Below are 15,875 nucleotides of genomic sequence, written 5' to 3' on the forward strand. Positions count from 1 at the left end.
CACTCCATGCCTGTGCGGCTCAAGCCGGCAGCGGGCGGGTTACTAAGGCGGCGCTTGCAGCCGGCGCGCTCGGCAGGCGAGTCAGGCGCAAGGCGTTGAGCACCACAGTCAACGAACTGAGGGACATGCCGATCGCCGCCCAGATTGGAGTGATCCAGCCGAGGGCGGCAAACGGCAGCATAAGGCCATTGTACAGCCCGGCCCACCACAGGTTTTCGATGATTACCCGGCGCGTGCGCCGCGCGAGACTAAACGCTTGCACCAGCGCGTCGAGGCGGTTGGACAGCAACACAGCATCGGCGCTGGTTTTCGCCAGGTCTGTGGCCGAGCCCATCGCCACACTGATATCGGCGGCGGCCAACACGGGCACATCATTGACGCCATCGCCGAGCATCAGCACCTTGCGGCCTTGCTGGTGCAGCTGTTGCAGCACCTGCAGTTTGTCGTCAGGGCGCAGGCCGCCATGGGCTTCGTCGATGCCCAGCTCCAGGGCGACACTGGCGACCATCGGCGAGCTGTCGCCCGACAGCAGCAGCGTGCGCCAGCCCCGTGCCTTGCACGCGGCCAGCAGGGCTGGCGCGTCGCTGCGCAGGCGGTCATCCAGCACGAACCAGGCAAGTGCGCCACGACGGTCGCCCAGCAGCAGCCATTGCCCGGCCTCATCCGGCGACTCGGGAATTTGGCAGCCACTCAGTTCGCAGACAAAACCGGGCTGGCCGATGCGCAACTGGCGTTCGCCTACGCGACCTTCCAGGCCGAGCCCCGGGGAGCTGAGGACTTCATCGGCGGCCAGCGGCGCTCGGCCGAACGCCCGGGCAATCGGGTGTTCGGAGCGGTTTTCCAGGGCGGCGGCGAGGCTCAGGCATTCATCACTGTTCAGTGCGCTCAAGGGGCGGATCGCGCGTAACGCCAAGCGGCCTTCGGTCAGCGTACCGGTCTTGTCGAAAATCACCGTGTCGATTTGATTCAAGCCTTCCAGCACATGGCCACGGGTCAACAGCAAGCCGAGTGTGTGCAGCGTGCCGGTGGCGGCGGTGAGGGCGGTCGGTGTGGCCAGTGACAGCGCGCACGGGCAGGTCGCCACCAGCATCGCCAGCACGATCCAAAATGCCCGCGAAGCATCCAGCTCCCACCACACCAGGCCGATCAATACGGCGGCAATCAGCGAACACAACAGGAACCACTGTGCGGCCCGGTCGGCGATTTGTGCCAGGCGCGGTTTCTCGGCCTGGGCGCGTTCCAGCAGGCGCACGATGGCGGACAGGCGCGTGTCATGGCCCAGGGCACGGACTTCGACGGTGAGTGCGCCTTCGACGTTGAGCGTACCGGCGGTGACTGCATCACCGCTGTGCCGAGGCTGTGGCAGGTACTCACCGGTGAGCAGGGATTCATCAATACTGGATTGGCCGTCAAGAATCACCCCGTCCGCTGGCAGTACCGCGCCGGGATGCACCAGCACCCGGTCGCCCAACGCCAGCTCACTGAGCAGGATGCGCTCGCTTTGGCCGTCAGCGTTGAGGCGCAGGCAAGAGGCGGGCAACAGGTTGACCAATTGCGCGGTGGCGGCGGCCGTGCGTTCCCGCGCCCGGCGCTCAAGGTAGCGGCCGGCCAACAGGAACAGCGCGAACATGCCCACCGCGTCGAAATACAACTCGCCGACGCCGGTGATGGCCGTCCAAATACCCGCGAAATACGCGCCGCCAATGGCCAGGGATACCGACACATCCATGGTCAGGTGGCGCGTGCGCAGGTCGCGCAGCGCACCTTTGAAAAATGGCGCGCAGCTGTAGAACACGATGGGGGTGGTCAGAAACATCGCCACCCAACGCAGGATCACGTGCAGCTCCGGGCTCAGGTCGATATTGAATTCCGGCCAGGTGGCCATGGTCGCCATCATCGCTTGGAACCACAGCAACCCCGCCACGCCCAGTTGGCGCAAGGCCAGGCGGTTTTCGCCGGCCAGTTGCTCGGCGGCACGGTCAGCCTGGTAAGGATGGGCGGCATAGCCGATATGACGCAGCTCAGCGAGCAGTTGGCTCAACGGCAATTGCCCGTCGGCCCAGCGCACTTGCAGGCGATGGTTGGACAGGTTCAGGCGTGCCTCGGCCACTGCGGGCAGGCTGCGCAGGTGTTTCTCGATCAGCCAGCCGCAGGCGGCGCAACTGATGCCTTCCATCAGCAGAGTGGTTTCGGCGAGCTCGCCATCGTGGCGCACAAAGGGTTTTTGCACATCGGCACGGTCGTACAGCGCCAGCTCGTCCACCAGTTGCACCGGCAGCGCCTCAGGGTTGGCCGAGGCTTCGCTGCGGTGCTGGTAATAACTTTCCAGGCCGCCGGCCACAATGGCTTCGGCCACCGCCTGGCAGCCTGGGCAGCACAGTTCGCGACGTTCGCCGAGGATCACGGCGGTAAACCGGCTACCGGCAGGGACGGGCAGGGCACAGTGGTAGCAGGGAATTGGGCTGGTCATGAGTTGGATCTTTGGTGGCGGGGTGGGCCTCATCACGGGCCAGCCCGGCTCCTGCACAGGATCATGGTGTCCTTGTGGGAGCAGGCTGGCCCGCGATGCGCGACGCGCAGGTTGCTTACTTGTCCAAGTCTTCTGCACCTTGCAACGGCTCGTCACCCAACAGCAAGTCCTTATCGTGGCTGACCTGTTCTTCTTCAAACAGGCGCCAGGTCTTGTCGCCTTCCACACCGAGCAGTTCCACGAAGCGTCGGCCTTCGACCTTGTCGGTCACCTGGCCGACGTAGCGGCCGGGCTCGCTGTCGCTGCGGGTCAGGTTGATCTTGCGGTCCTTCTCCGGCTGGGTCGGGGAAATCAGGTTCAGCTCCAGGGTATTCGGGTTGCTGTTGCCGCTGAGGTGCAACTCGACTTCGCCGGTCAACTCGTCCAGGTGCACGTTGGCGCGCAGTTGCAGGGTTTGGGCCAGCAGTTCGCGGTCAAGGGAACGGTTGATCCCCTTGCCGGCTTCGTAGTAGTTGTCGTTAACCAGGTTGTCCGGGTTTTTCACCGCAATGGTCACCATGGACAAGGTCAGGGTCACCGAGCAGGTCAGGATACCAATGATGATCCAGGGCCAAAGGTGCTTGTACCAGGGGCTTGCGGCAGTAGCGACGGGCATTGTTGTGCTCTCTAGTTAGCGAACTGGGTGGTTAACGCACTTGTGGGCCGATGAATCGGCTCTTGGCTTCGATGTGGACGCTGTCGTCATCGGCATCCCTGAGGATGAATTTCACCTCGTTGGTACTCGACGGCAGTTGCTCCGGCGCGCTGGACAACTCCACCGGCATGCTGAAGATTTCCCCGGCCGCAACCTTGATTTCGCGTCGGCCTTGCAGCTTGAGGTCCGGCAGGCCCGAGGCGTCGAGCACGTAGGTGTGGTCGCGCTGGTCCTTGTTCATGATTTTCAGGCTGTAGACGTTTTCGATGCGCCCTTCAGCGTTTTCCCGGTACAGCACGCGGTCCTTGCTGACGTCGAACCCCACCAGCGAGCGCATGAAAAATGCGCCGGCCAACAGGCTGATCATTGCCAGCAACACCAGGGCATACCCGATCAGGCGCGGGCGCAATTTATGGGTTTTCTGACCGGACAGGTTGTGCTCGGTGGTGTAGCTGATCAGGCCGCGCGGGTAGTCCATCTTGTCCATGATGTTGTCGCAGGCGTCGATACAGGCAGCGCAGCCGATGCACTCGATTTGCAGGCCGTCGCGAATGTCGATACCGGTGGGGCACACCTGCACGCACATGGTGCAGTCGATGCAATCGCCCAGGCCCTCGGCCTGGTAGTCGCTGCCCTTTTTGCGCGGGCCACGCACTTCGCCACGGCGCGGGTCGTAGGACACGATCAGGGTGTCTTTGTCGAACATCACGCTCTGGAAGCGCGCGTACGGGCACATGTAGATACACACCTGTTCGCGCAGCCAGCCGGCATTGCCATAGGTGGCGAGGGTGAAGAAACCGACCCAGAAATACGACCAGCCATCGGCCTGGCCGGTGAAGAAATCAAACACCAGTTCGCGGATCGGCGAGAAGTAGCCGACGAAGGTCATGCCGGTGACAAAACCGATCAACAACCAGAGCGTGTGCTTGCTGAGTTTGCGCAGGAATTTGTTGGCGCCCATCGGCGCTTTGTCCAGTTTGATGCGCTGGTTACGGTCGCCTTCGGTGACCTTTTCGCACCACATGAAGATCCACGTCCACACGCTTTGCGGGCAGGTATACCCACACCAGATGCGCCCGGCGTACACGGTGATAAAGAACAGGCCAAAGGCCGCAACGATGAGAATGCCCGAGAGCAGGATGAAATCCTGAGGCCAGAAGGTCGCGCCAAAAATGAAGAATTTACGCTCCGGCAGGTTCCACCAAACGGCCTGGTGCCCCCCCCAATTCAGCCACACGGTGCCGAAGTAGAGCAGGAACAAACCGGCACCGCCGAGCATGCGCAAATTGCGGAACAGGCCGGTGAAGGCGCGGGTGTAGATTTTCTCTCGCGACGCATAGAGGTCGACCGTGTTGCTGGCGTTTTTGGCAGGCGGGGTAACGTCGTGTACCGGTATTTGGTTGCTCATCATTGCATCCCACGGCGGTGGAGATTTGCCTCGGCCAGTACGTGCCAGCCGGGGTCAAAAATAGGGTCTTGCAGTGGCGTAATGATACGCCCCTGATGCTGCTCAACGGGTGCGACCTTTGGTCGCGTTGGGGGAAATCAATGGATGGTATATGTGATCTGGATCAATTGACTTGGCAAGTATGGACGTTTTTTGCCGGTAGGCAGGTCATTCATCCCATGGATTAATCAGTGAGGCGCCGCAGGACTGAACATCTGTCTCATCCAGTACAGGGCGGCCCGGCCAGATGTGTCGCGGCGCGATGTAATGCGTAAGTCCGTATGTGATAGCGGAACTGAGGCGATGAAGTAGAGCACTCATGCGTCACCCACTACCTGTGTTGGGAGTGGGATTGTTTACTAATGAGATGAAAACTTGAATATTTCTTCGACGCTTGCAACTTATAACGCCTCAGCACCTTCGCCTGTAGACTCCAATTTTGCACGTGCAACGCTGCGAGAGATGTCTGATCTGTACGCCAGCATGGACAGGTATGAGTTGGGCAAGCTTTTGGGTAACGAATTTGACCGATTGGAGGACCCTGAAAACAGGGGGTTTTTGACGGTAGAATTTTTGGGATACATCGCCATGGGTATGGCTGGAAACAAATTTACCTCGTCGGACCAAGTGCTCGCTTTGGAAGTGCTCAAGCGTGGCGGTTTCACGGCGTCCCTGGATCTGGATGACAAAGGCGAGCGCAACGGTAAGTTTGACCGGCAGGACATCCGTGCCTACATGGACGCAATGTTGAGGGAACATGAGGTAACAACGGCTGGCGCGGACGCTCGATAAATCGTCTATGGCCGCTGAGTGAGGGTGCCAGACCCTCACCATACAAAAAGCCCTGCGGATTCAACATCGGCAGGGCTTTTGTGATTTTAACGTGTCACTTTGGATCGGCTGGCTTATCCCCATGAGACAAGCTGTAAACATACGCCGCCAGCAAGTGCACCTTGTCATTCCCCTGCAACAACTCCTGCGCAGGCATCTGGCCCTGACGGCCATAACGAATGGTTTGCTGCAGTTGCGCAAAACTCGAACCGTAGATGAATGCACCCGGGTGGGTCAGGTCCGGCGCGCCCATCGCTGGGGTGCCTTTACCGGCAGGGCCGTGGCAGGCCACGCAGTTGGCGGCGAAGAGTTTCGCGCCGTTGGCTACGTCGGCCTTGGCACCTTCCGGCAGTTTGCGGCCGTCGAGGTTGGTCACCACAAAACCCGCCACGTCGGCCACGCCTTGCTCGCCGATGACTTCGGCCCAGGCCGGCATCACCGCATGGCGGCCCTTCATGATGGTTTCCTTGATGGTGGCCGGCTCGCCGCCCCAGCGCCAGTCGGCATCGGTCAGGTTAGGGAAGCCGTAGGCGCCCTTGGCGTCGGAACCGTGGCATACCGAACAGTTGGAGGCGAACAGGCGGCCACCCATCTTCAAGGCTTGCGGGTCTTTGGCCACGTCTTCAATCGGCATTGAGGCAAACTTGGCGAAGATCGGCCCGAACTTGGCGTCCGATTTGGCCATTTCCTTTTCCCATTCATGCACGCCGGTCCAGCCGGTCTGGCCATTGGCGAACGGGGTTTGCTTGTCGTTGTCGAGGTAGTTGTAGCCCGGCAGCAGGCCCTTCCAGTTGCCCAGGCCGGGGTACAGCGCCAGGTAGCCAAGGGCGAAGATGATGGTGCCGACGAATAGCATGAACCACCATTTCGGCAACGGGTTGTCGTACTCCTCAATGCCGTCGAACGAGTGACCGACGGTCTCGTCCGTTTGTTCGGCGCGCTGCCCCCTGCGGGTCGACAGCAGCAGCCAGGTCAGGGCGAAAATGGTACCCAGACTGAGGACTGTGACGTACAGACTCCAGAACGTAGTCATTCTTTGTTACTCCTAGAAGCTTGCTCGACGTGCTTGATGGCTTCGGGATCATCTGCAAAGGGCAGCATGGTCGCGTCGTCAAACTCCGACTTGCGCCGCGGGCTGAACACCCACAATGCCAGGCCGATGAAGGCCACCATCACGACAACGGTGCCCAGGCCTCGAATCATCCCGATATCCATGAAGATCACCGTTTGCTTTTGATGATGGTGCCAAGGCCTTGCAGGTAGGCCACCAATGCGTCCATTTCGGTCTTGCCCTTCACGGCGGCGGCTGCACCGGCGATGTCTTCATCGGTGTAGGGCACGCCCAGGGTGCGCAAGACTTCGAGTTTCTTCGCGGTGTCCTTGCCGTCGAGCTTGTTTTCCACGAGGAACGGGTACGCCGGCATTTTCGATTCAGGCACCACGTTGCGCGGGTTGTACAAGTGCGCACGCTGCCAGTCATCGGAGTAACGACCGCCGACACGGGCCAGGTCCGGGCCGGTCCGTTTGGAACCCCACAGGAACGGGTGGTCCCAGACGCTTTCCCCGGCCACCGAGTAGTGGCCGTAGCGTTCGGTTTCGGCACGGAACGGACGGATCATTTGCGAATGGCAACCCACACAGCCGTTGGCGATGAACACGTCACGGCCTTCAACTTCCAGCGCTGGGCGCGGCTTCATGCCTTCTACGGGTTTGTTGGTCACGTCCTGGAAAAACAGCGGAACGATCTGGGTCAGGCCGCCGATGCTCACGGCGATGACCATGAAGAAGGCCAGCAGGCCGATGTTCTTCTCGACTACTTCATGCTTCATCAGTGAGCTCCCACAACGGCGATCTTGGTGGCGGCTTCGGCTTCTACCGGGTCGGAAGCACGCACGGTGCGCCAGACGTTGTAGGCCATGAACAGCATGCCGCTGGCAAAGAACGCACCACCGATGGCGCGGACGATGTAGCCCGGGTGGCTGGCTTGCAGCGCTTCGACGAAGGAGTAAGTGAGGGTGCCGTCATCGTTGATCGCACGCCACATCAGGCCCTGGGTGATGCCGTTGACCCACATCGAGGCGATGTAGAGCACGGTGCCGATGGTGGCCAGCCAGAAGTGGGTGTTGATCAGCCCGACACTGTGCATCTGCGCACGGCCGAACAGTTTGGGGATCATGTGATACAGCGCGCCGATGGAGATCATCGCCACCCAACCGAGGGCGCCGGCATGTACGTGGCCGATGGTCCAGTCGGTGTAGTGGGACAGGGAGTTGACGGTCTTGATCGCCATCATCGGCCCTTCGAAGGTCGACATGCCGTAGAACGCCAGCGACACCACCAGAAAACGCAGGATCGGGTCGGTGCGCAGCTTATGCCAGGCGCCCGACAGGGTCATCATGCCGTTGATCATGCCGCCCCAGCTTGGGGCCAGCAGGATGATCGACATCGCCATGCCCAGCGATTGCGCCCAGTCCGGCAGCGCGGTGTAGTGCAGGTGGTGAGGACCGGCCCAGATGTACAGGGTGATCAATGCCCAGAAGTGCACGATAGAGAGGCGATACGAGTAAATGGGGCGTTCGGCCTGTTTGGGCACGAAGTAGTACATCATCCCCAGGAAGCCGGTGGTGAGGAAGAAGCCTACGGCGTTGTGGCCGTACCACCACTGGATCATCGCGTCGGTCGCACCGGCATACGCCGAATAGGACTTGAACAGGCTGACCGGCAGCGACGCGTGGTTGACGATGTGCAGCATCGCCGTCACCAGGATGAAGGCACCGTAGAACCAGTTACCGACATAGATGTGCTTGGTCTTGCGCTTGACGATGGTGCCGAAGAACACCAGGGCGTAGGTCACCCAGACGATGGCCAGCAAAATGGCGATTGGCCATTCCAGCTCGGCGTATTCCTTGGTGGTGGTGTAGCCCAGCGGCAGGGTCACGATCGCACCGACGATAACGGCTTGCCAGCCCCAGAAGGTGAAAGCCGCGAGGCCGTCGGAGATCAGTCGCGTCTGGCAGGTTCGCTGCACGACATAGTAGGAAGTGGCAAATAACGCACACCCACCGAAGGCAAAAATCACCAGGTTGGTGTGCAGCGGGCGCAGGCGGCCAAAGGTCGTCCATGGCAAACCGAAATTCAATTCCGGCCAAACCAGTTGCGAGGCGATAAACACCCCGAGCCCCATGCCAAGGATCCCCCAGACCACCGTCATGATGGCGAACTGGCGGACTACCTTATAGTTATAAGCAGTCGGACTGATTGCTGTGCTCATTCTAAGGTTCCACGGTTTAGGTTTTTTTATAGGTAAAATCGGCCGCAAGTATGTAGAAAGCGAGGGGCCATTGCAACGCAATGACTGACCTGTATCAATGCGTTCCACGCCAGATTCTGCGCCCTTTCCATGTTTTACGTAAGGACAAAATCGGAAATAGAAAGCTGATCGAGTGGACAGGAAAATTTATTGCTGGCGGGGACTTGTAACTTGGTGTGTGTAAACACGCTATCGAGGTGACGAGTGGTCAGTGGCACGATAGCCGGTCACTGCCAGCCTTTGCGCCTGTCACCCTGCAAAAATGTTCAACCCATCGAGTGCAAATCGGCCGTCGACCGGTCAATACCGATCCACTGTGGGAACAAGCGTAGACCCGAATGGCAGGAGGGGAAAGTTGCGGTGGGGAAGGGTGCGACACTTGGTCGCGTAAAACGCAAAAGTTGCCGCCCCGAACAGGGGCGGCAGTCAGAGGTTACTCAGCGTGGCTTTCTGGCGTTGCGCCATCAGCGTTGTGGGACAGGCTGTAAACATAGGCGGCGAGCAGGTGCACTTTGTCGTTGCCTTGCAGCACGTCCTGCGCCGGCATCTGACCTTGGCGGCCATGGCGGATGGTCTGCTGCAATTGCGCCAGGCTGGTGCCGTAGATAAAACCGGCAGGCTCGGTCAGGTTCGGCGCACCCATGGCTTCGGTGCCGTGGCCTTGTGGCCCGTGGCACGCCACGCAGGTGGTGTTGAATGCGGCTTGACCGGCCGCCAGATCCGCGGTGCTGTCAGCGGGCAAGGGCAGCTTGGCCAGGTCGTGGCGCACAAAGGCGGCGACGTTTTTCACACCATCCTCACCCAGTATCTCGCCCCAGGCCGGCATCGCCGCGTGGCGACCATTCAGAATGGTCGTCTTGATCGCGTCAGCCGAACCGCCCCAGCGCCAGAGGTTGTCCGCCAGGTTCGGGAAGCCATACGCGCCCTTGGCATCCGAGCCGTGGCACACCGCGCAGTTGGAGGCGAACAGGCGACCGCCCATCTTCAGCGCTTGCGGGTCCTTGGCAACTTCTTCCACCGGCATGGCGGCGAACTTGGCGAAGATCGGCCCGAACTTGGTATCGGCCTTGGCCATTTCCTTGTCCCATTCCTTGGCCGAGGTCCATCCGTTCTCATAGCCCGGCAACACGCCTTTCCAGTTGCCCAGGCCCGGGTAGAGGATCAGGTAGCCGACCGCAAACACCAGGGTGCCGGCGAACAGCATGAACCACCACTGGGGCAGCGGGTTATCGTATTCCTCAATGCCGTCGAAGGCATGGCCCATGGTCTGGTCGACGCTGCCCTTGGTCTCGCCCTTGCGGGTGCCGATCAGCAGCCAGGTCAGGCCGATCAGGCTGCCGAGGGTCAATACGCAGATCCATGTACTCCAGAAGGTCGTCATGGGCGAGTGCTCCTTGTTGCAGGCTCTTCTTGAGCGTCGGATGGCGAAGGTTCATCGGCGAAAGGCAGCAGGCGTGCCTGCTCGAACGCCTCGTTGCGCCGGTTGTTGAACACCCACAGCGACAGGCCGATAAAGGCGATGGCGACGACCAGTGTGCCCAGGCCGCGGATGGTGCCCGCATCGAATTCAAATCCCATGGCTCACCTCTTGCTCTTGATGGCAGTGCCGAGCACTTGCAGGTAAGAAACCAGCGCGTCCATCTCGGTTTTGCCTTTGAGGCTGGCGACGGCGCCGCTGATGTCCTCGTCGGTGTACGGCACGCCGAGCGTGCGCATGACGTGCAACTTGGTCTCGGTGTGGCTGCTGTCGACGGGGGCGGTGACCAACCATGGATACGCCGGCATTTTCGATTCCGGCACGACGTTGCGCGGGTTGTATAAATGCGCGCGGTGCCAGTCATCCGAGTAGCGCGTGCCGACGCGCGCCAGGTCCGGCCCAGTGCGCTTGGAGCCCCACAGGAACGGGTGGTCCCAGACGCTTTCGCCGGCGACCGAGTAGTGGCCGTAGCGTTCGGTTTCGGCGCGGAACGGGCGGATCATCTGCGAGTGGCACTGCACACAGCCTTCGCGGATATAGATGTCGCGGCCTTCCAGTTGCAGCGCGGTGTAGGGCTTCATGCCTTCCACCGGTTTGTTGGTGACGTCCTGGAAGAACAGCGGGACGATCTGGGTCAGGCCGCCGATGCTCACGGCGAGCACCATCAGCAGCATCAGCAGGCCGACGTTCTTTTCAATCGTTTCGTGTTTCATCACTGACTCCTCAGGCCATCTGCGCAGAAGCGACGACTTCGGCCGGTTGCGCCGAACGTACGGTGCGCCACGTGTTGTAAGCCATCAGCAACATGCCGCTGAGGAAGATTGCCCCGCCCACCAGTCGCACGATGAAGCCAGGGTGGCTGGCCACCAGGGTTTCGACGAAGGAGTAGGTCAACGTGCCATCTTCGTTAATCGCACGCCACATCAGGCCCTGGGCGATGCCGTTGACCCACATCGAGGCGATGTAGAGCACGGTGCCGATCGTGGCCAGCCAGAAGTGCGCGTTGATCAGGCCGAGGCTGTACATCTGCTCGCGGCCGAAGACTTTCGGGATCATGTGGTAGAGCGCGCCGATGGAGATCATCGCCACCCAACCGAGGGCGCCGGCGTGTACGTGGCCGATGGTCCAGTCGGTGTAGTGGGAGAGGGCGTTGACCGTCTTGATGGCCATCATCGGCCCTTCGAACGTCGACATGCCGTAGAAGGCCAGGGACACCACCAGGAAGCGCAGAATCGGGTCGCTGCGCAACTTATGCCAGGCGCCCGACAGGGTCATCATGCCGTTGATCATGCCGCCCCAGCTCGGTGCCAGCAGTACCAGCGACATCACCATGCCCAGCGACTGTGCCCAGTCCGGCAGTGCGGTGTAGTGCAGGTGGTGCGGGCCGGCCCAGATGTACAGGGTGATCAGGGCCCAGAAGTGCACGATGGACAGGCGATAGGAGTACACCGGCCGCTCGGCCTGTTTGGGCACGAAGTAGTACATCATCCCGAGGAAACCGGCAGTGAGGAAAAAGCCTACCGCGTTATGTCCATACCACCACTGCACCATGGCATCTGTGGCACCGCCATAGGCCGAGTAGGACTTGGTCCAGCTCACTGGCAGAGAGGCGTGGTTGACGATATGCAGGATGGCCACGGTGATGATGAACGCACCGAAGAACCAGTTACCGACGTAGATGTGCTTGGTCTTGCGCTTCATCACTGTGCCGAAGAACACGACGCCATAGGCGACCCAAACGACGGCGATAAGGATAGCGATCGGCCATTCCAGCTCGGCGTATTCCTTGGAAGTGGTGTAGCCCAGCGGCAAGCTGATGGCTGCCAGCACGATCACCAATTGCCAACCCCAGAAGCAGAACGCGGCAATTTTCGGCGCGAACAGCTGCGTCTGGCAGGTGCGCTGCACCGAGTAGAAGGAGCTGGCGAACAGCGCGCAGCCACCAAAGGCAAAGATCACCGCGTTGGTGTGCAGCGGGCGCAAGCGGCCGAAGCTGGTCCAGGGCAAGTCAAAGTTGAGTGCAGGCCAAACCAATTGGGCGGCGAGAAAAACCCCGAGCCCCATGCCGACGATGCCCCACACCACCGTCATAATGGCGAATTGGCGGACCACCTTGTAGTTATAGGCGGTACTTAAAGTAGTGTTCATGGTTCCCCATCCACGGTTCAACCCAAGCAAATGCGGCACTTGGGCTGGAGTTATAGGCAGACTAAAAAGCGAGGCAAGCATGAGCAAAGAGCACAAGGCCAGTATTGACGGGGATCAATGGGCGCAGTGTGTACGGGAACATGGCTGGTTGTGGGATGCCGCGACGGGGTCGATCGCGCGTGCGCCGGTGACGCTGATCCTGGCTCATGGTGCTGGCGCGCCGATGGACTCAGCCTTTATGAGCGACATGGCTGCACGCCTTGCCGGGCATGGCGTGAACGTGTTGCGCTTCGAGTTTCCCTACATGGTTCAACGCCGTGCGGATGGGGGTAAACGACCACCCAACCCGGCGCCGAAGCTGCTGGAATGTTGGCGTGAGGTGTATGCCGTGGTGCGACGTCATGTCGCTGGGAAACTGGCCATCGGCGGCAAGTCGATGGGCGGGCGCATGGCCAGTATTGTGGCCGATGAGTTGGGCGCCGATGGGTTGGTGTGCCTGGGCTATCCGTTCTATGCGGTGGGCAAGCCGGAAAAGCCACGGGTCGAGCATCTGGCCGGGCTGAAGACGCCGACGTTGATAGTGCAGGGCGAGCGCGATGCGCTGGGTAATCGGGCGGCGGTGCAAGGGTATGAGCTGTCGCCGAGCATCGAGGTGATGTGGCGGGTGGCGGGCGATCATGATTTGAAGCCGCTGAAGGCGTCGGGGTTTAGTCATGAGCAGCATTTGCAGGCTGCGGCGGTGAAAGTCGCTGAGTTTCTGGGTGCCTGTTAGGGGCCCCTTCGCGAGCAAGCCCGCTCGCACATTTGGAATGCATTTCCAATGTGTGAGCGGGCTTGCTCGCGAGAGCGGTTTACCGGTTGAAGCGCTCGACCAGTGAATACTGGGTATTCGCCGTGTGGGTCAGCTCTTCGCTCAACTGCGCCGAGTTCATCGCCTGTTCCGAGGTCTGATCCGCCAACAGCGCAATCGTGCTGATGTTGCGGCTGATCTCTTCGGCCACCGCGCTTTGCTCCTCGGTGGCTGCGGCGATCTGGGTGGTCATGTCGGTGATGTTGGCCACGGCCTCACTGATGCCTACCAAGGCCTGATCTGCCTCCATCACCCGTGCCACGCCTTCTTCGGCCTGGCGATGCCCGGCGTCCATGGTTTGCACCGCAGCGGCGGCGGTCTGCTGCAGCTTGGCGATCAGGGCATGGATCTGCCCGGTGGATTCAGCGGTGCGCTGCGCCAGTTGACGGACTTCGTCGGCCACTACCGCAAAACCACGGCCCATCTCACCGGCGCGCGCCGCTTCGATGGCGGCGTTCAGCGCCAGCAGGTTGGTCTGGTCGGCGATGCCTTTGATCACGTCGACCACGCCGCCGATTTCATCGCTGTCCTTGGCCAATTGCGTGACGGTCACACCGGTTTCGCCCACGGCGACCGACAGGCGCTGTATCGCCTCGCGGGTTTCCCCGGCGATGTCGCGGCCGCGACCGGTCAGGCGATTGGCTTCCTGGGTGGCGTCGGCGGTGCGCTGCACATGGCTGGCGACTTCCTGGGTGGTCGCCGCCATCTGGTTGACGGCGGTGGCCACCTGTTCGGTTTCCACGCGCTGACGTTCCAGGCCACTGGAGCTGTTGTGCGCCAGGGTGTTGGACTGCGCTGCCTGGTCGTTGAGGTGCTCGGCAGTGTCCTGCAAGCGGGTAAGACACGTCTTCAGGCGCGCTTCCTGGCTGAGGATCGACATCTCCAGTCGCGCTTGTGCGCCACGGCTGTCGGTATACATCTGTGCGATCAACGGGTCGGACGTGGTCTGCTCGGCCAGGCGCAGCAAGCGCTTGAGGCCGCGCTGCTGCCAGCTCAGGCCGAGCAGGCCCAGCGGCACCGACAAACCCGCCGCGAGGGCAAAGCCCCAGTGGGAGTTGAGCGAGGCACCGATCATGAAGCTCAACTGGCTGACCAGAATAAACGGCAGCCAGTCCTGCAGCACCGGTAGCCACTTGTCGCGCTGAGGCACGGCCGACTTGCCCTGGTTGATGCGTTGATAGAGCGCTTCGGCCCGTCGGATCTGCTCGGCGGTGGGCTTGATACGCACCGATTCGTAGCCGATCACCTGGTTGCCATCGAAGACCGGCGTCACGTAGGCGTTAACCCAGTAGTGATCGCCCGTCTTGCAGCGGTTCTTAACGATGCCCATCCATGGCAAGCCTTGTTTGAGCGTGGACCACATGTGCGCGAACACGGCCGGCGGAACATCCGGGTGACGTACCAGGTTGTGCGGCGCGCGGACCAGTTCGTCGCGGGTGAACCCACTGATTTCGACGAAGGCGTCGTTGCAGTAGGTAATCACGCCTTTGGCGTCTGTGGTGGAGATCAACCGTTGCTGAGCGGGGAAGGTACGTTCGCGCTGGGTAACGGGTTGGTTATTACGCATGATTGTTCAATCCGCAAGGCTTTGATGGGTTGTCGGCCATTGCGGGTATTTATTTAACTTATTTTTGCAACAATCAACCGGCCAGCATCGGGTAGGTAAACAAACCGAAGTGGAGCAGGTTCAAGCCAAAGTGCGTGGCGATCGCTGCGCCCAGGCCGCCAAAGCGATAGGCCAGCCCATAACCGACGCCTGCAATGCTCGCCAGCAGCACCCAATGCCAACCTGCGCCCAGGTGCACCAGGCCGAATAATAGCGAGGCCAGCAGCAATGCCAGGTTTTCCCCGTAGGGCAGGTGTTTGAAGCGTTGGCTCAGGCCGCCCTGGATATAGCCGCGAAACAACGCTTCTTCGACCAGGGTCACCAGCAGCAGGTTATTCAGCACCCACAGCCACGCTTGTTCCGGCCATTTGGGGGCCCAACTGATCATCCCCAGCAACGCGGCGCCACCCAGCGCTGCCACTGCTGTCAGGGTCACCGCCAGGGCGGCGACGCAGATCGACAGGCGCAACGAGCGGCGCGCCACAATCCATGGGCAAGCGAGTAGGAGCCAGAAGCCGATCAGCGGTTTGTCCTGGTTCAGGTACATCGAAAACGGCACCGCGTCCGGTGTCAGGCGCTCGGGCGCGATGCCGCGGCCGTTGTAGAAACCCGGCAGCCAGTGCATCGCCAGGCCCAGGGCCAGTACCACGAACAAGCCGTGCCCGAGGTAGCGCGCCCAAGGGCTGCGTTGCTGGCGTACGGCGTACCCGGCGATCAGCAGCATGGCCACCGAGACCGCCGCCAACATGCCCAATTGCCCGTAGGTCAAGGCCAATACATAGCCAATAGAGAGAAGCACCAGGTACAGCCAGGGCAAAGCGATCATGTGAAATCCTTCAAAAAAACTGGCCGGCATTATAGCGACCGGGCTTGTTCGCAGGCATGAAAACTCTTCCCCGCACGGCGCCTGGGTGAAGTGATTGCAAAACAGGAAGGCGGCTGGTTATAGTCGGCGCGTCGTTATCCCTTCAAAAAAGATCAGCACATGCCAGCTTCCCAGCGCATAGCGGTAGTCGATTCAGCGGTCAGCGCTGTGGTCGTG

At 61.0% G+C, this 15,875-nt stretch carries 15 protein-coding genes; 2 read left to right on the top strand and 13 right to left on the bottom strand.

All coding sequences use genetic code 11. From position 1 onward, the window contains the following. Nucleotides 1-19: 19 nt before the first annotated feature. The 3 genes from JFT85_RS23915 to ccoG form a co-directional block, all read right to left on the bottom strand. Entirely contained in the window at nt 20-2,470 is a 2,451-nt protein-coding gene (locus tag JFT85_RS23915; RefSeq protein ID WP_053257430.1) for a heavy metal translocating P-type ATPase, read from the bottom strand. Nucleotides 2,471-2,585: 115 nt separating this feature from the next. Further along, nucleotides 2,586-3,125 (bottom strand): FixH family protein, encoded by a 540-nt coding sequence (locus JFT85_RS23920; protein ID WP_053257429.1) that lies wholly within the window; start codon nt 3,123-3,125, stop codon nt 2,586-2,588. Nucleotides 3,126-3,156: 31 nt separating this feature from the next. Beyond that, nucleotides 3,157-4,572, bottom strand: coding sequence for a cytochrome c oxidase accessory protein CcoG (gene ccoG, locus JFT85_RS23925; RefSeq protein WP_053257428.1), 1,416 nt, complete (start codon nt 4,570-4,572; stop codon nt 3,157-3,159). A gap of 414 nt (nt 4,573-4,986) precedes the next feature. Between ccoG and JFT85_RS23930 the strand changes: the two genes are divergently transcribed. Next, nucleotides 4,987-5,403 carry a hypothetical protein gene (locus JFT85_RS23930; RefSeq protein WP_139372146.1) on the top strand — a complete coding sequence of 139 codons (417 nt, stop codon included), beginning with the start codon at nt 4,987-4,989 and terminating at the stop codon, nt 5,401-5,403. Nucleotides 5,404-5,497: 94 nt separating this feature from the next. On the opposite strand, the gene ccoP (JFT85_RS23935) is transcribed toward JFT85_RS23930, so the two are convergent. The 8 genes from ccoP (JFT85_RS23935) to ccoN (JFT85_RS23970) all read right to left on the bottom strand — a co-directional run bounded on the left by ccoP (JFT85_RS23935) (nt 5,498) and on the right by ccoN (JFT85_RS23970) (nt 12,377). Next, the gene (gene ccoP / locus JFT85_RS23935; protein WP_053257426.1) at nt 5,498-6,475 is read right to left on the bottom strand and encodes a cytochrome-c oxidase, cbb3-type subunit III; all 978 of its coding nucleotides are present in this window, start codon (nt 6,473-6,475) and stop codon (nt 5,498-5,500) included. Beyond that, nucleotides 6,472-6,657, bottom strand: a complete 186-nt coding sequence (locus JFT85_RS23940) for a CcoQ/FixQ family Cbb3-type cytochrome c oxidase assembly chaperone (protein ID WP_003193169.1) — start codon at nt 6,655-6,657, stop codon at nt 6,472-6,474. Before JFT85_RS23940 ends, ccoP (JFT85_RS23935) begins: the two co-directional genes overlap by 4 nt. Nucleotides 6,658-6,662: 5 nt before the next feature. Then, nucleotides 6,663-7,271: a cytochrome-c oxidase, cbb3-type subunit II gene (ccoO, locus tag JFT85_RS23945; protein WP_053257425.1), complete on the bottom strand. Its 609-nt coding sequence runs from the start codon at nt 7,269-7,271 to the stop codon at nt 6,663-6,665. Next, nucleotides 7,271-8,713, bottom strand: a complete 1,443-nt coding sequence (gene ccoN, locus JFT85_RS23950) for a cytochrome-c oxidase, cbb3-type subunit I (RefSeq protein WP_053257424.1) — start codon at nt 8,711-8,713, stop codon at nt 7,271-7,273. The genes ccoO (JFT85_RS23945) and ccoN (JFT85_RS23950) overlap by 1 nt, the downstream gene beginning before the upstream one ends. A 472-nt stretch (nt 8,714-9,185) precedes the next feature. Next, a complete protein-coding gene (ccoP, locus tag JFT85_RS23955; RefSeq protein ID WP_069551467.1) occupies nt 9,186-10,133 on the bottom strand; it encodes a cytochrome-c oxidase, cbb3-type subunit III in 948 nt (315 codons plus the stop codon). Then, nucleotides 10,130-10,330 carry a cbb3-type cytochrome oxidase subunit 3 gene (locus tag JFT85_RS23960; protein ID WP_053257422.1) on the bottom strand — a complete coding sequence of 67 codons (201 nt, stop codon included), beginning with the start codon at nt 10,328-10,330 and terminating at the stop codon, nt 10,130-10,132. Before JFT85_RS23960 ends, ccoP (JFT85_RS23955) begins: the two co-directional genes overlap by 4 nt. A gap of 3 nt (nt 10,331-10,333) precedes the next feature. Continuing rightward, nucleotides 10,334-10,942 carry a cytochrome-c oxidase, cbb3-type subunit II gene (ccoO, locus tag JFT85_RS23965; protein ID WP_053257421.1) on the bottom strand — a complete coding sequence of 203 codons (609 nt, stop codon included), beginning with the start codon at nt 10,940-10,942 and terminating at the stop codon, nt 10,334-10,336. 10 nt (nt 10,943-10,952) lie between these two features. Then, complete coding sequence (gene ccoN, locus JFT85_RS23970) at nt 10,953-12,377, bottom strand: cytochrome-c oxidase, cbb3-type subunit I (RefSeq protein WP_053257420.1); 1,425 nt, start codon at nt 12,375-12,377, stop codon at nt 10,953-10,955. A 79-nt stretch (nt 12,378-12,456) separates the two neighbouring features. Between ccoN (JFT85_RS23970) and JFT85_RS23975 the strand changes: the two genes are divergently transcribed. Beyond that, on the top strand, nt 12,457-13,149 hold the full coding sequence (locus JFT85_RS23975; protein ID WP_053257419.1) for an alpha/beta family hydrolase: 693 nt from the start codon (nt 12,457-12,459) through the stop codon (nt 13,147-13,149). 79 nt (nt 13,150-13,228) lie between these two features. Here JFT85_RS23975 and JFT85_RS23980 read toward each other — a convergent pair whose 3' ends face one another. Both JFT85_RS23980 and JFT85_RS23985 read right to left on the bottom strand, forming a co-directional pair. Then, nucleotides 13,229-14,794, bottom strand: a complete 1,566-nt coding sequence (locus JFT85_RS23980) for a methyl-accepting chemotaxis protein (protein WP_053257418.1) — start codon at nt 14,792-14,794, stop codon at nt 13,229-13,231. Nucleotides 14,795-14,867: 73 nt separating this feature from the next. After that, nucleotides 14,868-15,659: a CPBP family intramembrane glutamic endopeptidase gene (locus JFT85_RS23985; protein ID WP_053257417.1), complete on the bottom strand. Its 792-nt coding sequence runs from the start codon at nt 15,657-15,659 to the stop codon at nt 14,868-14,870. Nucleotides 15,660-15,875: the final 216 nt, after the last annotated feature.

This window comes from Pseudomonas sp. TH04, assembly GCF_016651355.1.
In the GTDB taxonomy this organism is placed as follows: domain Bacteria; phylum Pseudomonadota; class Gammaproteobacteria; order Pseudomonadales; family Pseudomonadaceae; genus Aquipseudomonas; species Aquipseudomonas fluorescens.